The sequence below is a fragment of the Nonomuraea fuscirosea genome (assembly GCF_003001935.1).
Lineage (GTDB): Bacteria > Actinomycetota > Actinomycetes > Streptosporangiales > Streptosporangiaceae > Nonomuraea > Nonomuraea fuscirosea.
In genome coordinates, this window is the sequence record NZ_PVNG01000002.1 from 656,571 (window position 1) to 673,579 (window position 17,009).

Consider the following 17,009-nt stretch of genomic DNA (forward strand, 5'->3'; position numbering starts at 1 on the left):
GCATGACCCCCCAGCTTTCCGCGGCCGTCCGGCGCAAGGTCACCATGGCCTCCGCGATCGGCAACTTCGTCGAATGGTTCGACTCGGCGGCGTACGCGGTGATGTCGGCGACGATCGCCGCGCTGTTCTTCCCCGACTACGACAAGGCGGCCGCCCTGCTCGCCACCTGGGCGATCTTCGCCGGCGGGTTCGTCGCCAGGCCGCTCGGCGCGGCCTTCTTCGGCCGGTACGGCGACCGCCTCGGCCGCAACAGGATGCTGGCCCTGACCATCCTGACCATGAGCGGAGCCACGTTCCTCATCGGCGTCCTGCCGACCTACGCCTCGTGGGGGGTGGCCGCGCCGGTCCTGCTGTTCCTGCTGCGCTGCGCCCAGGGCTTCTCCACCGGCGGTGAGTACACGGGGGCGTCGGCGTTCATCGTCGAGTACGCGCCGGAGGGCCGCAGGGCCCGCTTCGCCGCCGCCGTACCCGTCACCGTGGGCCTGGCCAGCGTGGCGGGCTCCGGCGTCGGCTTCCTCATCACCTCGACGGTGACCGCCGAGGCGCTGCAGAGCTGGGGGTGGCGCATCCCGTTCCTGCTGGCGGCGCCGCTCGGCGCGATCGGGCTGTACCTGCGCTCCAAGGTCGAGGACACGCCCGTGTTCCGGTCGCTGGAGCAGCACGACGAGGTGGAGCCCGCGCCGCTGCGCGAGGCCGTGCGCCGCTGCGGCAGGCAGATCGCCACGCTGTTCGGCTACAGCATCACCAACGCCGTCGGGTACTACCTGGTGAGCAGCTACATGATCGCGTACATGTCGGAGGAACTGGGCTACTCCAAGTCGCAGGCACAGCTCACGAACGTGGTGTCGATGCTCGCCTACAGCGTCGCGTGCGTCTTCGCGGCCGTCGCCAGCGACCGGTTCGGGCGGCGGCCGATGCTGATCGCGGCCTGCGCGGGGTTCGTGCTGCTGCCGCTGCCCGCGTTCTGGCTCATGGGCTCGGGGCTGGGCGGGGCGCTGGTGGGCACGTCGGTGCTGGCGATGCTGGTGTCGGTGATCGGGACGTCGAACGTGCCCGCGCTGGTGGAGATGTTCCCCGCGAAGGTGCGGGCCAGCGGGTCGGCCATCGGCTACACGGCGGCGTACGTGCTGTTCGGCGGCACCGCCCCGTTCGCGGCGACCGGGCTGGTCGAGGCGGCGGGCAACCCGATCGCGCCGGCCTTCTACATGGTGGCGCTGGCGGCGGTCTCGCTGGTCGTGGTGCTGACCTCGTTCAAGGAGACGCGCGGCCTCGCCCTGGACCGGGGCGTGGACGCCCCGGCGGGCGGCGTGCGGGCTTGACAGGGGACCGGGGCTGGTCTTGTCTCGTTCCATCGGGGTCGGGAGGGGAGCCCTGGCATGCCCGCGATCCGCCGCACCGTCCTTGCCCTGCTCATCACCGCCGCCTTCGTCACGGTCCCCGTCGATCCGGTGCTCGCCCTGGCCCCCGCGCCGGGCGGGCCGGGGGCGGGCTCGCACTTCGGCGCGGCCAGGAAGGACTGCGTGGGCACCGCCACCGGCCGGGCCTCCAAGGTCTGGTACACGGTCGCGGGCGGCGTCCTGTCCGACGTGTACGAGCCCACGATCGACAACACCAACGTCGAGACCATGCAGTTCGTCGTCACCGACGGCAGGACGTTCACCGAGCTGCAGGCCCGCGACACCACCTACCAGGTGAGCACCGACCGCTCCGGCATGACCTGCACGATCACCTCGGCCAGCAAGAGCGGCCGCTACCGCCTGACCACCACCTACGTCACCGACCCGGGCGGCGACGCCGTCGTGGTGCGCACCCGGATCCAGCCCGCCGGCCTGCGCCTCTACGTCCGGCTCGACGCGAGCGTCAACGGCAACGGAGGCGGCGGCGAGCCCAACGGCGGCGCCGACAGCGGCACGATCGACGGCGCCACCGGCGCGCCCGTGATCTGGGACGCCACCACAGAGACCTCGGCCCCGGCCCGCGACTACGCCGTGCCCACCCACCTGGCGCTGCGGGCCGGACGCCGGCTGCCGGAGGCGAGCGTCGGATACGCCGGCACCGCCGGCGACGGCGCCGCCCAGCTCGACGCGGACCGCCGGCTGACCCCGTACACCGACGCCCCGGCCGGCAACGTGGTCGCCACCGCCCGCCTGCCGATCGACGGCAGGGGCGAGGTGACGTTCGCCCTCGGCTTCGGCCGCACCAGGGCCGCCGCGCTGCGCACCGCCGGCGAGGCGGCCGGCCGCCCGTTCGACGCCACCCGCGCCCGCTACGAGTCCGGCTGGGCCGCCTACGACGCCGGGCTGCGCCGGCCGCCGAACGCGCTGGGCGACTTCTACCGGCTGTCGGCCAACGTGCTCAAGGCCAGCGAGGACAAGACGTTCCCCGGCGCGGTCGTGGCCTCGCTGGCCGGCCCGTGGGGGCAGGCGATCGGGGCGGGCGAGCTGGTCGGGGGCAAGGCGATCTACTTCGGCTCCTACCGCGAGGTGTTCGCCCGCGACCTGTACGAGGCGTTCACCGGCTTCCTCGCCGCCGGCGACGTGGCGACCGCCCGCGCCACGGTCCGCTTCCTGCTGGAGCGCCAGCAACTGCCGGACGGCCGGCTGCCGCGCAACTCCCTGCTCAACGGCCAGCTCGCCCCCGATTCGGGTGGCGACCAGCTCGACGAGACCGCCTACCCGCTGCTGATGGCCTACCAGGCGGGGCTGGCCGGCGACGCGAAGCTCTGGCCGCGGGTGCGGGCAGCGGCCGACTTCGTGCTCTCACGCGGGCCCGCGTTCGGCGTGGAGCGCTGGGAGGAGCAGTCGGGCTACTCGCCGTCCACGATCGCGGCCGAGATCGCCGGGCTGGTCGCGGCGGGGGAGATCGCCGCCAGGCAGGGCGACCGGGCCAGGGCCGCGCTCTACCGGTCCACGGCCGACCACTTCGCCCGCTCGGTCAAGGCGTGGACGGTCACCACGACCGGCCCGTACGCGCCCCGCTACTTCCTGCGCCTGTCGCGCGCCGGCGACCCGGACGCGGCCTCGTCCTACAACCTGGGCAACGGCGGCCCCACCGAGGACCAGCGCCGCGTGGTCGACGCGGGCTTCCTGGAGCTGACCCGCCTCGGCATCCTGCCGCCTCGCGACCCCGACGTGCTGGCCAGCCTGCCCGTCGTGGACCGGGTGATCAGGCGCGACACGGCCCGCGGCCCCGGCTGGTACCGCTACGGCTCCGACACCCCCGGCACCGAGGACGGCTACGGCGACTGCCACGAGCCCGACCCCACCGACTGCGCGCCGTCGGGCAGACCGTGGCCGACCGGGAACACCGGCTCAGGGCATGTGTGGCCGGTGCTGGCCGGCGAGCGGGCCGAGCAGGCGTTGCAGACCGGCGACCGGGGCTCCGCCTCCGCACTGCTGTCGGCCATGCGCGCCATGGCCTCGGGCACCGGGCTGATCCCCGAGCAGGCGTGGGAGAACCGGGACCTGCCCGCCTCCCCGTACGGGACCGATCCGGCCGTCGCCTCGATCGGCTTCCGCGACGGCGGCCCGGCGGGCTCGGCCTCCCCGCTGACCTGGGCGCAGGCCCAGGCCGTGCGGCTCATCCTGTCGCTCGGGTCCGGCCGGCCCGTCGAGCAGCCCGACGTCGTACGCGGCCGTTACGCGACCATGCCGCGGAGCATCCCGCTGACCGTCACCGCCCCGGCCGACGGCACCGCGGTCGCCGGGGCGTCGGTGCGGGTCGAGGGCACCACCGCGCCCGGCGCGCGGGTCGAGGTGGCCGCCACGCCCGTCGACACCGGCGCGCCCACCCAGGTCGTCTCGGCCCGCGCGGGCTCGGACGGCGCCTTCACCGTAGCGGCGCCGGTCTCCTTCGGGGAGGTCGTGCTCACCGTGACGGCCGCCACCCAGGACGGCCGCGACGCGTACGCGCGGCGCTCGGTCGTCGGCGACATCGCGGGCGCCACGACGGTGCTGGACGTGACCGATCCCGAGGGGGACGACGACGGTCCCGGCACGTACGCCTACCCGACGGCCGCCGACTTCCATGACGGCGCGTTCGACCTGCGCGGATTCCAGGTCATCACCGACGACACCACCGTCTACCTGCGGGCCGGGCTGCGCGACCTGACGGCCACCTTCGGCAACCAGATGGGCGCCCAGCTCCTCGACGTGTACGTCCAGGACCCGGCGGTGGCCGCCCGCTCGACGGACGCGGCCTTCGCGCAGCGCAATCACCGCATCGCCGGGCCGGACGCCTGGACGCAGCGGGTGGAGGCGCAGGGCTTCGCCGCCCCGGTCTGGGTGACGGCCGACGGCGTGGCGCGGGCCGGGGCCGCGGTCCGCGCGTCCGGCACCACGCGGACGATCACGATCGCCCTGCCCAGGGCCGTCTTCGGGACGCCGGGTCCTGGGTGGCGCTTCGCCGTCGTGCTCGCCGGGCAGGACGGGTTCAGCGCCGACCAGGCCAGGGGGTTCGCGGCGACGCCGCAGCCGTACGCGTTCGGGGTCTGCGCCGAGGGCGGCACGGACCCGCTGTGCGCGGCCGACCCCGGCACGGTGCCGAAGGCGCTCGACGTGCTGGTCCCGGCCGGGCAGTCCCAGGCCGACGTGCTGAACCCGCTCGCCGGCCCGGTCGAGGTGCCCGCCGTCACCGTGCCCTGACCTTGTACCTGCGTGGTCAGCCGGGCCAGGAGCGCTGGAGGGTGCGGCGGACACGTTCCCCGGCCGGGGGCGGCACGTCGCCGTCGGCCGGCGGGGCGGGCGGCAGCGCGGGCAGGGCCGCGGGCACCAGCACCGCCGTCTCCTCCTCGGTCGCCGGCCGCTCGATCTCGGTGAAGCCGCCCTCGGGACCGCGCACGATCACGCCGGTCTCCACCCCGTGCGCGACGATGTGCCGGTCGCGCAGCTGCAGCCCCAGGCAGATCCGCCGGGTGATCACGTACCCGAGCACCGGCCCGGCGACGATGAGGACGCGGAAGATCCAGGTGGTCGCGTTGAGCGAGATGTGGAAGTTCGAGGCGATCAGGTCGTTGCCCCCGGCCAGCCACAACACGCCGTAGTACATGATCCCGGCGACCCCGAGCCCCGCCCGCTTGGGCACGTCGCGCGGCCGGTCGAGCAGGTGGTGCACGGCGTGGTCCCGGGTGATCCACCGCTCGGCGAACGGGTAGAGCGCGAGCACGGTGAACAGCAGGCCCGGCGCGCCGAGCGCGGGGATCAGCACGCTCATCGTCACCGTGGAGCCGAAGACGGTGAACTCCCACGGCGGCATGATCCGCAGCGCGCCCTCGAGGAAGCCCATGTACCAGTCGGGCTGGGAGCCGGCGCTGACCGTGCTCGGCAGGTACGGCCCGTACAGCCAGATCGGGTTGATCTGGAAGACGGTGGCGAGCAGCGCGACCACCCCGGTCACCCACAGGAAGAACACCGTCGTCTTCGCCAGGAACGCGGGGAAGAACGGCGCGCCGCGCACCTGCTCGTTCCGCAGCCCCTTGGCCCGGAACTGCGTGTGCGTCTGCCGCCACGTCAGCACCACCGCGTGCAGCGGGAGCAGCACCAGCAGCAGGGCGGGGATGAGCAGCACGTGCAGGCTGTAGAGGCGGGAGACGATGTCCTCGCCGGGGAACTCCCCGCCGAACAGGAACGTCGCCACGTACGTGCCCACCAGCGGCACCGAGATGATCACCCCGTGCAGGATGCGCAGCCCGGCCCCGGACAGCAGGTCGTCCGGCAGCGAGTAGCCGAACAGCCCGTTGAGCAGCACCAGCGCGAACAGGGCCACGCCGATCAGCCAGTTGAGGTCACGCGGCTTGCGGAAGGCGCCGGTGAAGAAGTTGCGCAGCATGTGCACGACGATCGCGGCCAGGAAGATGAGTGTGGCCCAGTGGTGCATCTGCCGCATCAGCAGGCCGCCGCGCACCTCGAAGCTGATCTCCAGCGACGACGCGTACGCCTCGCTCATCGTCACGCCGCGCAGCGGCACGTAGCTGCCGTTGTAGACGACCTCCTGCATGGACGGCTTGAAGAAGAACGTCAGGAAGACGCCGGTGAGCAGGATCACCACGAAGGCGTACAGCGCGATCTCGCCCAGCAGGAACGTCCAGTGGTCGGGAAAGATCTTCCGCATCGCCTTCTTCAGGAATCCGGCTCCGCCGAGCCGGTCGTCCAAGGCTCCGGCCAGTGAGCTGCCCTTCATCGCCACCCCGCATACGACTTGTTTTCACCTTCAGCAACAAGACGGGATACGGGGCACGAATGTGACACTCACCGGCCGATGAATTTTTTCCTCAGGCGAACCGCTCGACCGTGACGGGGATGAGGCCCTGCTCACGCACCACCTGCCGGTGATGGTGCAGCAGCGCCCCAAGCGCGGTGACGGGGCCGGAGCCCAGCCGCGCGGTCACGTCCACGCACCAGGCGATGCCCGCGCCGATCCGGCGCAGCTCCCAGGTGAAGCCGTGGCCGCCGGCGCTGACCGAGGCCTTGCCGACCACGCGGGGATGGTCGGTGGGTTCGAGGCGCAGGGCCGTGCGCGCGTTGGCCAGGCCGTCCTCGCCCAGTTCCCCGGCGAACAGGATCCGGTAACGGCGGGCTCCCGAGCCGGAGCCGAGGTTGAGCGGGGCCGTGGTCGGCAGGTGCCGGCGCTCCTGGAAGAGGGTGCGCAGCCCGGCCTCCTCCGGCAGCCCGCCGCCGCCGAGCCGGGCGAAGGCGGCGGCGGCCTCCTGCCGGCTCACCGGAGTCACCCGCCCCCGCAGCGCGCTGTCGGCCCTGATGGCCCGGCTCAGCTCCGCGGAGGCGGACCAGGCACCGATCTCCGGTTGCCACTCGGCGCCGTCGATGCCGGCCGCCGTGTAGTCGTCGCACAGGACGAACTCCTCCACCAGGAGGGCCGCGGGCGAGGGGTCGCCCGCCGTCGGGGAGATCAGGTAGTAGTCCACCGGCCCATGATTGTAGGCGGCCGAACACCGGATCAAGATCATTGACACGCGCCGCGCCCCCGGTCCGCATGGGTCAAGCCGATACGGGCAGGAGTCCGCCGGATCGCCGACAAACGAACTAATGTGAAGAACTGCCTACATGTCAGGCGCGGGAGGCATCAGCGATGCGGAACGGCCGGACCAGAAGGACATTCGCCGGCATCATGGCGGCGGCGCTGCTCGTCACCGCCGGTTGTACCTCGTCGGGCGGCGGGTCGCCGGACCGGCCCCCGCAGGCCACGGCCCCCGTGGCCAAGCTGTCGTTCACGCCCGCCGACGGCACCAAGAAGGTGGCCCCCGACACCGGGATCGGCGTCAAGGTCACCGGCGGCAAGCTGGGCGAGCTGGCCGTCGCCGACGCCAAGGGCCGGCCGGTCAAGGGCGCGGTCGGCGCGGACGGCCTGTGGCGGCCCCGGTGGCCGCTGCGGCCCTCGACCACCTACACGGTCGATGCCCGGGCGACCGGCACCGACGGCAAGCAGGTGACGGGACGCTCCACGTTCACCACGCTCAAGCCCAGGCGGGCGCTGGAGAGCGGCATGTCGCCGCTCGACGGTGAGAAGGTGGGCGTCGGGATGCCCGTGCAGCTCCTGCTGTCCCGGCCGGTCCCCGGCAAGCAGGAGCGGGCCGCGATCGAGCGGTCGCTGGTCGTCACGATGTCGCAGCCGGTCGAGGGCGCGTGGAGCTGGGTGAGCGACCGCGAGGTGCAGTTCAGGCCGCGCGAGTACTGGCCGGTCGGGCAGAAGGTGACGGTCGTGGCGCACCTGGCGGGACTGCGCGCGGGCCCGGGCGTGTGGGGCACCAAGGATCGCCGGTTGAGCTTCACCGTCGGGGCCGAGCAGATCACCAAGGTCGACGCCAAGTCGCACCGGGCGGTCGTGCGCGAGGACGGCGAGGTCGTCAAGACCATCCCCGTCAGCCTGGGCAGGCCGGGCGACGACAGCTACTCCGGCGTCATGATCGCGCAGGAGAAGGCCGCCGACGTCGTCATGGACTCGGCCACGATCGGCGAGCCGGGCGAGTACCGGATCAAGACGAAGTGGAACGTCCGGATGACCTACAGCGGCACCTTCTTCCACGCCGCCCCCTGGTCCACCGGCGCGCAGGGCAGCTCGAACGTCAGCCACGGCTGCGTCAACGCCGGCCCGGCCAACGCGCGCTGGTTCTACGAGTTCACCCAGCGCGGGGACATCATCGAGGTCACCGGCACCTCCAGGAAGCTGCGATTCGGCAACGGGCCGACGCCGTGGGCCAAGTCCTGGGAGGACTGGCTGGCGGGCAGCGCCCTGGGCAAACCGGTCAACGGGTAGGGCCACCAGCGGAAGGCACGCACCTCGCGCGCCTTCCGGCGGTGGTGCCGCCGTCAACGCGCCGGGCAGGCCTTGCGGCGTTCGACCTCGGCGGGGACGTACTTCGCCCACTCGACGGGGGTGAGGTCGCGGCGGGCGAGCGCGCAGGCGCCGCCGGCGAGGTCGGCCGGCGGCTCGACGTTCCACAGCCGGACGCGGCCCCCGTCGTCGGCGCCGGCCAGGGTCCGCGCGTCCACGGCGAAGGCCAGCGCGGTCACCGTCCTGCGCTCCCCGGTGGGGGAGACGCTGATCGGCCGGTTGCTCGCCAGGTCCCAGAGCCGGACGGTGGCGTCCGCGCCGCCGGTCGCGAGGGTCCTGCCGTCGGGGCTGAAGGTGAGCGAGGTGACCGGGTTCACGTGGCCGAGCAGCGCCGCGCTGGGCTGGTCGCCGCCCCGGACGTTCCACAGGCGCACCACGCCGGCCGCGTTCCCGGTCGCGAGGGTCCTGCCGTCGGGGCTGAAGGCCGAGGCGAGCACGGGCTCGTTGTCGTTCAGGCGCATCGTGACCTCCTTCGTGCCCAGGTCCACCAGCTGCACCCCGCCGGCGACGGCGAGCGCCAGCGTGCGCCCGTCGGGGCTGAGCGACAGCGACGACGGCTTCGCGCGGGTGGGGATGCGGTCGCGCACGTCCAGGGAACGGCGGTCGACGACGCGCACGCCCGCGCCGCCGCCGACCACGAGGGTGCGCCCGTCGGGGCTGAACGCCACCACCGAGCCGGCGCCGCCGATCCTGGCCGGCTTGCGCCGGACCCGGACGCCGCTGAGCCGGATGCCGTCCTTCGCCGCCTCGGCCGCGACGATGTCGCCCTCCCGGCCGAACGCCAGCGCCAGCGCGGGATCGCCCAGGCGGTAGGACGACCTCCTGGCCGGCCAGCCGAGCACCCGCAGCAGCCCGGAACGGGCCTCGGGCGTGGGGCTGACCCGCCAGGCCAGCGCGGCCAGCAGCGCCGAGAGCGCGGGGTCGCTGACCAGCGCGCTCTGCTCGGCCAGCCCCTGGGACACCTCGTCGTCCCGTACGATCCGCCACCGGCGCTCCGCGGTGGTCAGGCTGGCCACGTTCAGGCCCGCCACCAGCACCGTCACCAGCAACGCGAGCAGCGCGGTGCCCCGGACCTTCCTGCGTCTCCTGCGGGCCCGGTCGCCGGCCTCCAGGAACAGGCGGGCCCGGTCGTCCAGGGGCAGCTCGCCGCTCTCCTCCCACCGCCCGCGCGCCCGCAGCACCGTGGCCAGCCTGGTGCCCCGGTACAGGAACTCCGGATTGCGCCGGCTGTCCATCCAGGCGGCAGCGTCGTCCAGCAACTGGTCGTAGAGGATCTGGCCCGACAGGTCCTCCTCGAACCAGTCCCGCAGCCGCGGCCAGTCCTCGGCCAGGCACCCGTGCGCCATCCGTACCGCGTCCGCGTCCACCACGACCACCCGCGCGGCGGCCAGCGCCCGCAGCACCGCGTCGAGGTCGCCGGCCGCGTCCGCGTGCTCGGCCCGCAGGCTGTCGAGCGCGGCCCGCCTGGGCAGGATCCGGCCGTCGCGGGAGATCGCCGCCAGCCGGCGCAGCACCGTACGGGCGACGGCCTGACGCGGGGCGTCGAGCGCGAGGTAGGCGGACTCGGCGGCGTCGACCACCGCCCTGCGGATGCCGCCCGTCTCGGCGTAGCCGCGCAGGGTGAGCCGGTCGCCGTCGCGGTGGCACCAGGTGGTGTGCATCGCCCGGGCCAGCAGCGGCAGCGCGCCCGGCTCCGGCGCGCCGCGCGGGGTGCGCAGGTCGTCGAGCACCGCGTCGACCAGCCCCTCCTCGAGGGCCAGCCCCGCCACCTCCGCCGGTCCCGTGATCGCCCGCCGCAGCTCGCCGCGCCCCATCGGCCCGAGTGTGTACGCGGGCCCGGCCAGCTCGGGAAAGGCCGCGCACCGCTCGGCGAAGGGCGCACTCACCACGACCACGACCAGCACGTTGTGCGGCCCGCCGGCGACGGCATGCAACGCCGCCACGAACGCCGCCGTGTCGGGATCCCCGGCCCCGGTTCCGGCCAGCACCTCCTCGAACCCATCCACCACCAGCACCAGCCCTTCACCCGGGAGGGGGGCGGTCGGCGAGGCGGTACTTGGGAGTGTGTCGCCTGGGGGCCGGTTGCCCGGGAGTCCGGCGTTCGGCAGGGCGGTACCTGGGAGTGTGTCGCCCGGGAAGGCGGCGTTCTGGAGGGCGGTGATGGCTTGGGCGGCTATCGAGCGGGCGCTTGCCGGGCGTTCGCGGAGGGCGGCCAGGACGGTCGCGGTGTCCAGGCCGTCGACGAGGCCGGACAGGGACGCGGCCAGTTCGTTCAGCGGGGCGGTGCCGGGGACGAGGACCAGGCCGTGCCATCGCGTCCCCCGTGGCCCGTTCTCGGCCAGAGCGGGCAGCAGGCCGGCCCGGACCAGTGAGGACGCCCCCACGCCGGTGGGCCCGGTCACCACCACCGGCTCCCGCGCCTCCGACAGCAGCCCGGCCAGTTCTCTGACGGCCTCCTCGCGGCCGAAGAACACCTTCGCGTCCCGTTCGGAGAACGGCTCGGCCCCCGGATAGGGCAGCCCGTCGAACACCTCGCCCGCGTCCGGCACCAGCGGCCTGACCGAGCCGCGCAGCCGGTGCAGATCCCGTTCGCCGCGCACCACCACGACCTCGTGGGCGGCCCGCTCCAGCAGCGGCAGCGCCTCGGGGGCGGCGTAACCCGCGACGACCAGCACGATCCTGGCCGGCCAGCCCCGCGCCCGCACCCGTTCCATGAGGCCGGCCAGGTCCGCCGCCTCCCGCGCGGTGAAGACGGCGTCCACGATCTGGACCAGCAGCCGGGGCCCCGACGCCGACAGGACCGCGTAGTCGGCCGTGACGTCGCCGTCCCGCCAGTCGCGCCGGTATCCGGCCCGCTCGTCCAGCAGCCACCCCTCCACGGCCCGGTCCGCGGCCTGCCTCATCGCGGCCCCCGTGCCGAGGACGCGGTCGGCGAAACGGCGGTCGATCGTGCCGCGCTCGCCCCCCGCGGTGGCCAGCCGGAACGCCCGCCAAGCCAGCTGCAGGAAGGCCCGCACGTTGCCGCCGCTCAGCCGCAGCAGCGCCCGCAGCCCCTCCTCCGTGAACGGCCCGACCTCACCCTCCGGTCCGCCCGGTCCGACGCCCGGTCCGCCCGGTCCGACGCCCGGTCCGCCCGGTCCGACGCCCGGTCCGCCCGGTCTGCCGCTCGGCCCGCTTGACCCGCCGCTCCGGCCACCGCCGGGGACGTGAGCCCGTTCCAGGTAGGCGCGGAGGAGAGCGAGGGCCTGCCCCGGGCTCAGCACCCCCGTCTCCAGGTGGTTGGCGCCGAACCGTTGCCGCAGGTCGTCGGGCAGCGCCGCCCACACCGAGCCGCTCCCCGACAGCAGCAGCATCCCGCCCTCCTGCGGAACGCGTTCCACCAGCGAGTGCAGCACACCCAGGTTCGAGGGAGGCCCGAGGACGAGCCGTTCGCACTGGTCCACCACGATGATGACGGGCCGCCCGACCCGGGCGCACAGCGCGGTCAGCAGTTGCAGCCCGTGGCGGCACTGGTTGGGGTCGGTCATCGGGCCGGACACGCCGAGCCGCGCCGCGTCCGTCGGCGTGATGTCGCGCCCCGCCAGCCACGCGAACGCGGCCTCCTCCATCGCGGGCTCCAGCAGCGAGGTCAGCGCCCGCTGGAACTCCTGGCCGTCGTCGGTCACCCGGCCCAGCTCGTCGGCCTGCGCCTCCAGCACCGCGCCCGGCTCCACCAGCAGCTCCGTGAACAGCAGCTCCGCCCGCCCGGGATCGGGCGGCCGGCGCAGGCCCGCCTCCTCGCCGGCCAGCACCGCCTGGAAGCCGCGGCTCAGCTCGCGCAGCCGGTCGCGGCCCACCTGGCTCATGAGCCGCTGGTAGAGGGCGCGGAAGTCGCCGTCCTGGGCCTTGGCGTAGAGCCGGAGCGCGCCGGTCTCGCCGCCGAGCGCGTACCTGATCGTGTGGGTCTTGCCGGTGCCGTGCTCGCCGTGCAGGAACGCCACCTGGCCGCAGGACGGCTGCTCCAGGTACTGCCGGACCAGCGCGGTCAGCCCGGCCACGGCGGGCAGCTCGACGGTCGGCCCGGTGATCTGGGCGTCGAGGATGTCGGCGTCCCTGACCTGCTCCTCCATGCTCATGGTGCCGCGCGCGGGGAAGGGGTTGCCGGTGGCCGTCCTCACGACGCCCCCAGCTCGTTCAGCATCCTGATCATGAAGAACATGAACCGGTGCGGGATCTCCAGCTCGGTGTTGTCCGGCCAGGGGCCGTGGTCGGCGGCCGAGCCGAGCCGGATGTCCAGCAGCAGGCTCAGCGTCTTGACCACCGACTTGATCGGGGTCGGCGCGGGCCAGGCCGTCTCCAGACTGTCGGGCGGGAACGGGCTCGGGAGCGCGGAGGCCGCCCGCCAGCGCTCCTCGGCCAGGCAGCGGACCTGCTCGCCCTTCAGCGGCTCCAGCTTGATCAGGTGGACGTCCAACCGGCTCAGCTCCTCGTACGAGGGCGTGTTGGCGTGCTTGTAGTCGCCGTGCGTGAACACCGCGATCGACCGGCTGCTCTTGAACACCTTGCGCATCGCGTCCACCAGGCTCGTCTGCCGCAGCCCCTCGAACACCACCCCGAACGAGCACCGTCCTCTGGCCTGCCCCGCCAGCTCCCCGTGCAACCGCCGGGCGAGCCCCCGGTAACGGCTCTGGTAGACGCCCTCGTCGATGCCCTCGATGGTGTTGAGCGACTCGGTCAACGCGGGGGAGAGCGTCAGGTCGGCCTCCTCGATCTCGTTCTGCAGCTCCACCATCGCCTCCTTCACCCACTCGAAGTCGCGGTTGTGGCCCACCTTGATCCGGCTGACCAGCAGCCGGTCGTCGAGCTCGCTGACCTCGCGGTAGACGTCCAGCACGTGGTTGGCGATCGTCGTGCGGCCGGTGTAGTCGCGCCCGCTCACCACCACGAACGCCGACTCTCCCGCCGCCACGCTCTCGCGCAGGTACGCGCGCAGCGCCTCCGTCGAGACGAACCCGTCGATGTCCACCAGCAGCGCGCGGTCGCCCGCGCGGGCCAGCGGGTCCAGCGGCTCGATCCGGTACGGGTTGCCGTGACGCAGCCCGTACAGCTCGTAGCGCAGCGGCTCCGACAACATCGTCAGCGGCCCAGCATCGTGAGATAGCCGGGGAGCTCGTCCTTCACCTCCGCGAACGCCGTGCCGCAGAAGACGCCGCCGAGGTAGTCCTGCGACCGGTGGAATTTGCGTACGGCCGCGGCCATCGGTTCCGCCTCGGCCTGGCCGTAGCGTTCGATGAGCCGGTCGGGGCGGTCGAGGGGGAGGCGGCCGGCGTACATGTCCTCCAGCGCCGCGGCCAGGCGGGGGCGGGCCACGATGGCGTCGTACAGGTCGGGGCTCTGGACGCGCAGGACGACGAGCCTGATGACGATGTCGGCGCGCAGCGGCGGGCCGCCCACGACGCTCATGACGGCGCACGTGTTGAGCACCCGTTTGATCCGGCGCGGGTTGGGGGCGACGATCCCGGCCAGCAGTTCCCGGTACGTGGCCAGCCCGCCGGGCAGCGGCAGCCGGTCGAGGAAGGCGCCGGGGTCGATCGGCATCAGCGTGAGCGGCAGCTGGACAATCTTGTCCAGATATTCGTCGCCTATTTCCACGAGTCGGGCGGCCTCGAATCCGAATTCCCGATATTTCATGGCAATGCCCTGATCGACCACATTCTTGGCGACGGCCAGAATGACGATGACATGGCGCAGGTCGAGGAACAGCTTGACCGACTCCAGCAGATCGACGATCTCGTGCGGCTGGCAGCGGTCGAGGTCGTCGATGAAGATCACCAGCCGGGCGTCGTCGGCCGCGGCGCGGTCGGCCTGCTCCTGCAGCGTGCGCCGCAGGTTGCGCAGCTCGCTGTGCACCTTGCCGCGCTGCTCGGCGTACTGCCTGGACAGCTCGCCGATCCGGTCGAGCGTGACCGCGCCGCCCGAGACCTTGCGCAGCAGGGTGTCGGAGGTCAGCCCGGCGATCACGTGGCCGAGCCGGCCCGCCGCCTCGCGCAGGCGGTGGCGTCCGTCCTGCTCCAGGGTGTCCTGCAGCGCGTGCAGCAGCGGCAGCAGCAGGTGCGGCTCGCCCCGGTGCACCCACGGGTTGAAGTGCACCCTGATCGTGCGGCCCGGATGCTCCGCGGCCAGGCGCTGGTCCAGCATGCGCAGCAGGCTCGACTTGCCGCTGCCCCAGGAGCCGTAGACGCCGACCGTGAACGGGGTCTCGGTCGCCGGGTCGGTGATCACCTGGACCAGGGGGTCGACGTAGCGGCCGAAGCCCAGCTCGTCCTGCTCCAGCCCGACCGGCGCATCGGACAGGACCGGAATGTCTTTGTCCATGAATGCTCCTTTTGCGGGCTCGCCAGGTCGGCCGTGCAATGGAGCATATAAACCGGCTCCTCTGCCGGAGCGCATTCGGGGAATCCTTTGTCGCGCGCCGCCCCTTCCTTCGCCTGTCCTCCGTCGCCCGTTCTCCGGCCCCCGGAGAATACGCGCTGGAGAATGCGCGCCGGAAAACGCGCGCCTGCGGCGGTGAAGACGCAGACTGGGAGGACGACATCGCCGTTCATGGAAGGCGTTGTGATATCAGGTGCCGACTGACGGAAGGTGGCGGAGGCCGGCCCGGCTGCCCGCCGTCGCCCTGTGGCTGCTGATCTGGCTGCTCAACTGCTACGACTTCCTGCTGACCTTCTGAGCCCCGGGCGCTCGCCGGTCAGGCGCTCGCCCCCGGGACCACCAGGCCCGACTCGTAGGCGAAGACGACCAGCTGGGCCCGGTCGCGGACGCCGAGTTTGATCATCGACCTGCTCACGTGCGTCTTGGCGGTGGCGCCGCTGATCACCAGGTGCGCGGCGATCTCCTCGTTCGACAGCCCTCTGCCGACCAGGGCGACGATCTCGCGTTCGCGGCCGGTCAGCCGGTCCAGCCCCGGCGCGGAGGGTGCCGGGCGGGGTGGGGTGCTGACGTACTCCTCGATCAGGCGGCGCGTCACCGACGGCGACAGCAGCGCCTCGCCCCTGGCCGCCACCCGCACCGACTGCAGCAGGTCGCCCGGCTCGATGTCCTTCAGCAGGAAGCCGCTGGCGCCGGCCCTGAGCGCGGCGAAGACGTACTCGTCGAGGGCGTAGTTGGTGAGGATCACCACGCGGACGTCGTTCAGCTCCGGGGTGGCGCCGATCCTGCGGGTGGCCTGGATGCCGTCCATCAGCGGCATGCGCACGTCGAGCAGTGCCACGTCCGGCCGCAGCCGTCCGGCCAGCTCCACCGCCTGCGCGCCGTCGCCCGCCTCGCCGACCACGGCGATGTCGTCGGTGAGTTCGAGCAGGGCCCTGAAGCCGGCCCGGATCAGCGGCTGGTCGTCGGCCAGCAGCACCCGGATCACGGCCGCCTCCCTGCGGCGGCGTCGCGCGTCCTGGCGTCCGCGCGGGACTCGCCGTGCCGGGGGCTCATGCGGCGGCCCGGGCGGGGAGTTCGACGTGTACCGTGAAGCCGCCGTGCTCGCCCGGACCCGCCGTCAGCGAGCCGCCGACGGCGACCGCGCGCTCGCGCATCCCGATCAACCCCATCCCCGGCCCGGCCACGCCGGGCTCGCCGTCGTTCTCCACCCGCAGCACGATCTTCGAGTCGGCGTATTCGACGGTCACCGTGACCGCCGCCGCGCCCGCGTGCCGCAGCACGTTGGTCAGCGCCTCCTGGGCGATCCGGTACGCGGCCCGATCCACCTCAGGCGCCGGCGCGTACGGGACACCGAGCACGGTGCGCGTCACCCGCAGCCCCGCCCCCTCGGCCCTGGCGACCAGGCGCGGCAGCCCGGACAGCCCCGTCTCCACCTCCTCGGGAGCGCGCAGCACGCCGAGGGTGGCACGCAGCTCGTTCATCGCCTCGTGCCCCGACTCCTTGATCGCCAGCAGCGCCTCCCTGACCCGCTCAGGACGGCGCTCCAGCAGCTCAAGGGCCAGCGCGGTCTGCACGTTGACCACGGAGATGCTGTGCGTGAGCGAGTCGTGCAGCTCCTGCGCGATCCACAGCCGCTCTTCGCCCGCCTGGCGCAGCGCCGCCTCCTCCCGCGTGCGCTCGGCCTCCAGCGCCCGCTGCTCCACGGCCTCCGCCCGCTGCTCCATCGCCTGCGCGCGCTGCTCCACCGCCCGCAGGTACGCCCGGCCGCTCCTGGTCACCTCGCCCACCAGCACCATGGCCACCAGCCAGCCGCTCAGCAGCGCCATCCAGCTGCCCGGCGGAGGGTCCTCGGGCGCCAGCGCCATGAGGCCGTACATGCTGACGGTCAGCGCCGCCGCCAGCCAGATCGCCGCCCTGCGCCGGCCGAGCACGACGAGGGTGTAGATCGAGGCCAGCGCGGGCGCGGCGGTGAACACGCCCGGATAGTGGGCGGCGTAGTACGCGACCCCGGCGGCCGCGGCGACGATCCCGGCCGCCAGCGGGGCGGTGCGGCGGAAAGCGAGCGAGAGCGCCGCGACCACGAGCAGCGCCAGGCCCGCCGGGTCGAGCGGCCGTTCCTGGGGGCCCGACCACGACAGGTTCGCGTACGTGCCCGCCGTGATCGCCGCCAGCGCGCCCGCCGCGACCAGCGCGTCCTTTCGGCGGGTGTTCATGCACCCAAGGTAGGGGAGCGGCTCGGGCGGGGCGTCATC

At 73.5% G+C, this 17,009-nt stretch carries 10 protein-coding genes; 3 read left to right on the plus strand and 7 right to left on the minus strand.

From position 1 onward, the window contains the following. Positions 1 to 2: 2 nt before the first annotated feature. The gene (locus tag B0I32_RS06460; protein ID WP_106235817.1) at positions 3 to 1,319 is read left to right on the plus strand and encodes an MFS transporter; all 1,317 of its coding nucleotides are present in this window, start codon (positions 3 to 5) and stop codon (positions 1,317 to 1,319) included. 57 nt (positions 1,320 to 1,376) lie between these two features. Further along, a complete protein-coding gene (locus B0I32_RS06465) occupies positions 1,377 to 4,643 on the plus strand; it encodes a glucodextranase DOMON-like domain-containing protein (protein ID WP_106235819.1) in 3,267 nt (1,088 codons plus the stop codon). A gap of 16 nt (positions 4,644 to 4,659) precedes the next feature. Here B0I32_RS06465 and qcrB read toward each other — a convergent pair whose 3' ends face one another. Together qcrB and B0I32_RS06475 are read right to left on the minus strand one after the other, a co-directional pair. Then, complete coding sequence (gene qcrB / locus B0I32_RS06470) at positions 4,660 to 6,177, minus strand: cytochrome bc1 complex cytochrome b subunit (RefSeq protein ID WP_106235820.1); 1,518 nt, start codon at positions 6,175 to 6,177, stop codon at positions 4,660 to 4,662. Between the two features lie 91 nt (positions 6,178 to 6,268). Further along, positions 6,269 to 6,919, minus strand: coding sequence for a hypothetical protein (locus B0I32_RS06475; RefSeq protein WP_106235822.1), 651 nt, complete (start codon positions 6,917 to 6,919; stop codon positions 6,269 to 6,271). Between the two features lie 164 nt (positions 6,920 to 7,083). Here B0I32_RS06475 and B0I32_RS06480 point away from each other — a divergent pair, with 164 nt between their 5' ends. Next, positions 7,084 to 8,268, plus strand: coding sequence for a L,D-transpeptidase (locus B0I32_RS06480; protein ID WP_245955637.1), 1,185 nt, complete (start codon positions 7,084 to 7,086; stop codon positions 8,266 to 8,268). Between the two features lie 53 nt (positions 8,269 to 8,321). On the opposite strand, the gene B0I32_RS06485 is transcribed toward B0I32_RS06480, so the two are convergent. The 5 genes from B0I32_RS06485 to B0I32_RS06505 form a co-directional block, all read right to left on the minus strand. Beyond that, positions 8,322 to 12,503, minus strand: a complete 4,182-nt coding sequence (locus B0I32_RS06485) for an AAA family ATPase (protein WP_106235823.1) — start codon at positions 12,501 to 12,503, stop codon at positions 8,322 to 8,324. Beyond that, complete coding sequence (locus tag B0I32_RS06490; protein ID WP_106235825.1) at positions 12,500 to 13,459, minus strand: hypothetical protein; 960 nt, start codon at positions 13,457 to 13,459, stop codon at positions 12,500 to 12,502. The genes B0I32_RS06485 and B0I32_RS06490 overlap by 4 nt, the downstream gene beginning before the upstream one ends. 2 nt (positions 13,460 to 13,461) lie before the next feature. Further along, positions 13,462 to 14,700: a KAP family P-loop NTPase fold protein gene (locus B0I32_RS06495; RefSeq protein WP_181307083.1), complete on the minus strand. Its 1,239-nt coding sequence runs from the start codon at positions 14,698 to 14,700 to the stop codon at positions 13,462 to 13,464. A gap of 373 nt (positions 14,701 to 15,073) precedes the next feature. Then, positions 15,074 to 15,742, minus strand: a complete 669-nt coding sequence (locus B0I32_RS06500; RefSeq protein ID WP_106235828.1) for a response regulator — start codon at positions 15,740 to 15,742, stop codon at positions 15,074 to 15,076. A 64-nt stretch (positions 15,743 to 15,806) separates the two neighbouring features. Beyond that, positions 15,807 to 16,970: a sensor histidine kinase gene (locus B0I32_RS06505; protein WP_106235829.1), complete on the minus strand. Its 1,164-nt coding sequence runs from the start codon at positions 16,968 to 16,970 to the stop codon at positions 15,807 to 15,809. Between the last annotated feature and the right edge of the window lie 39 nt (positions 16,971 to 17,009).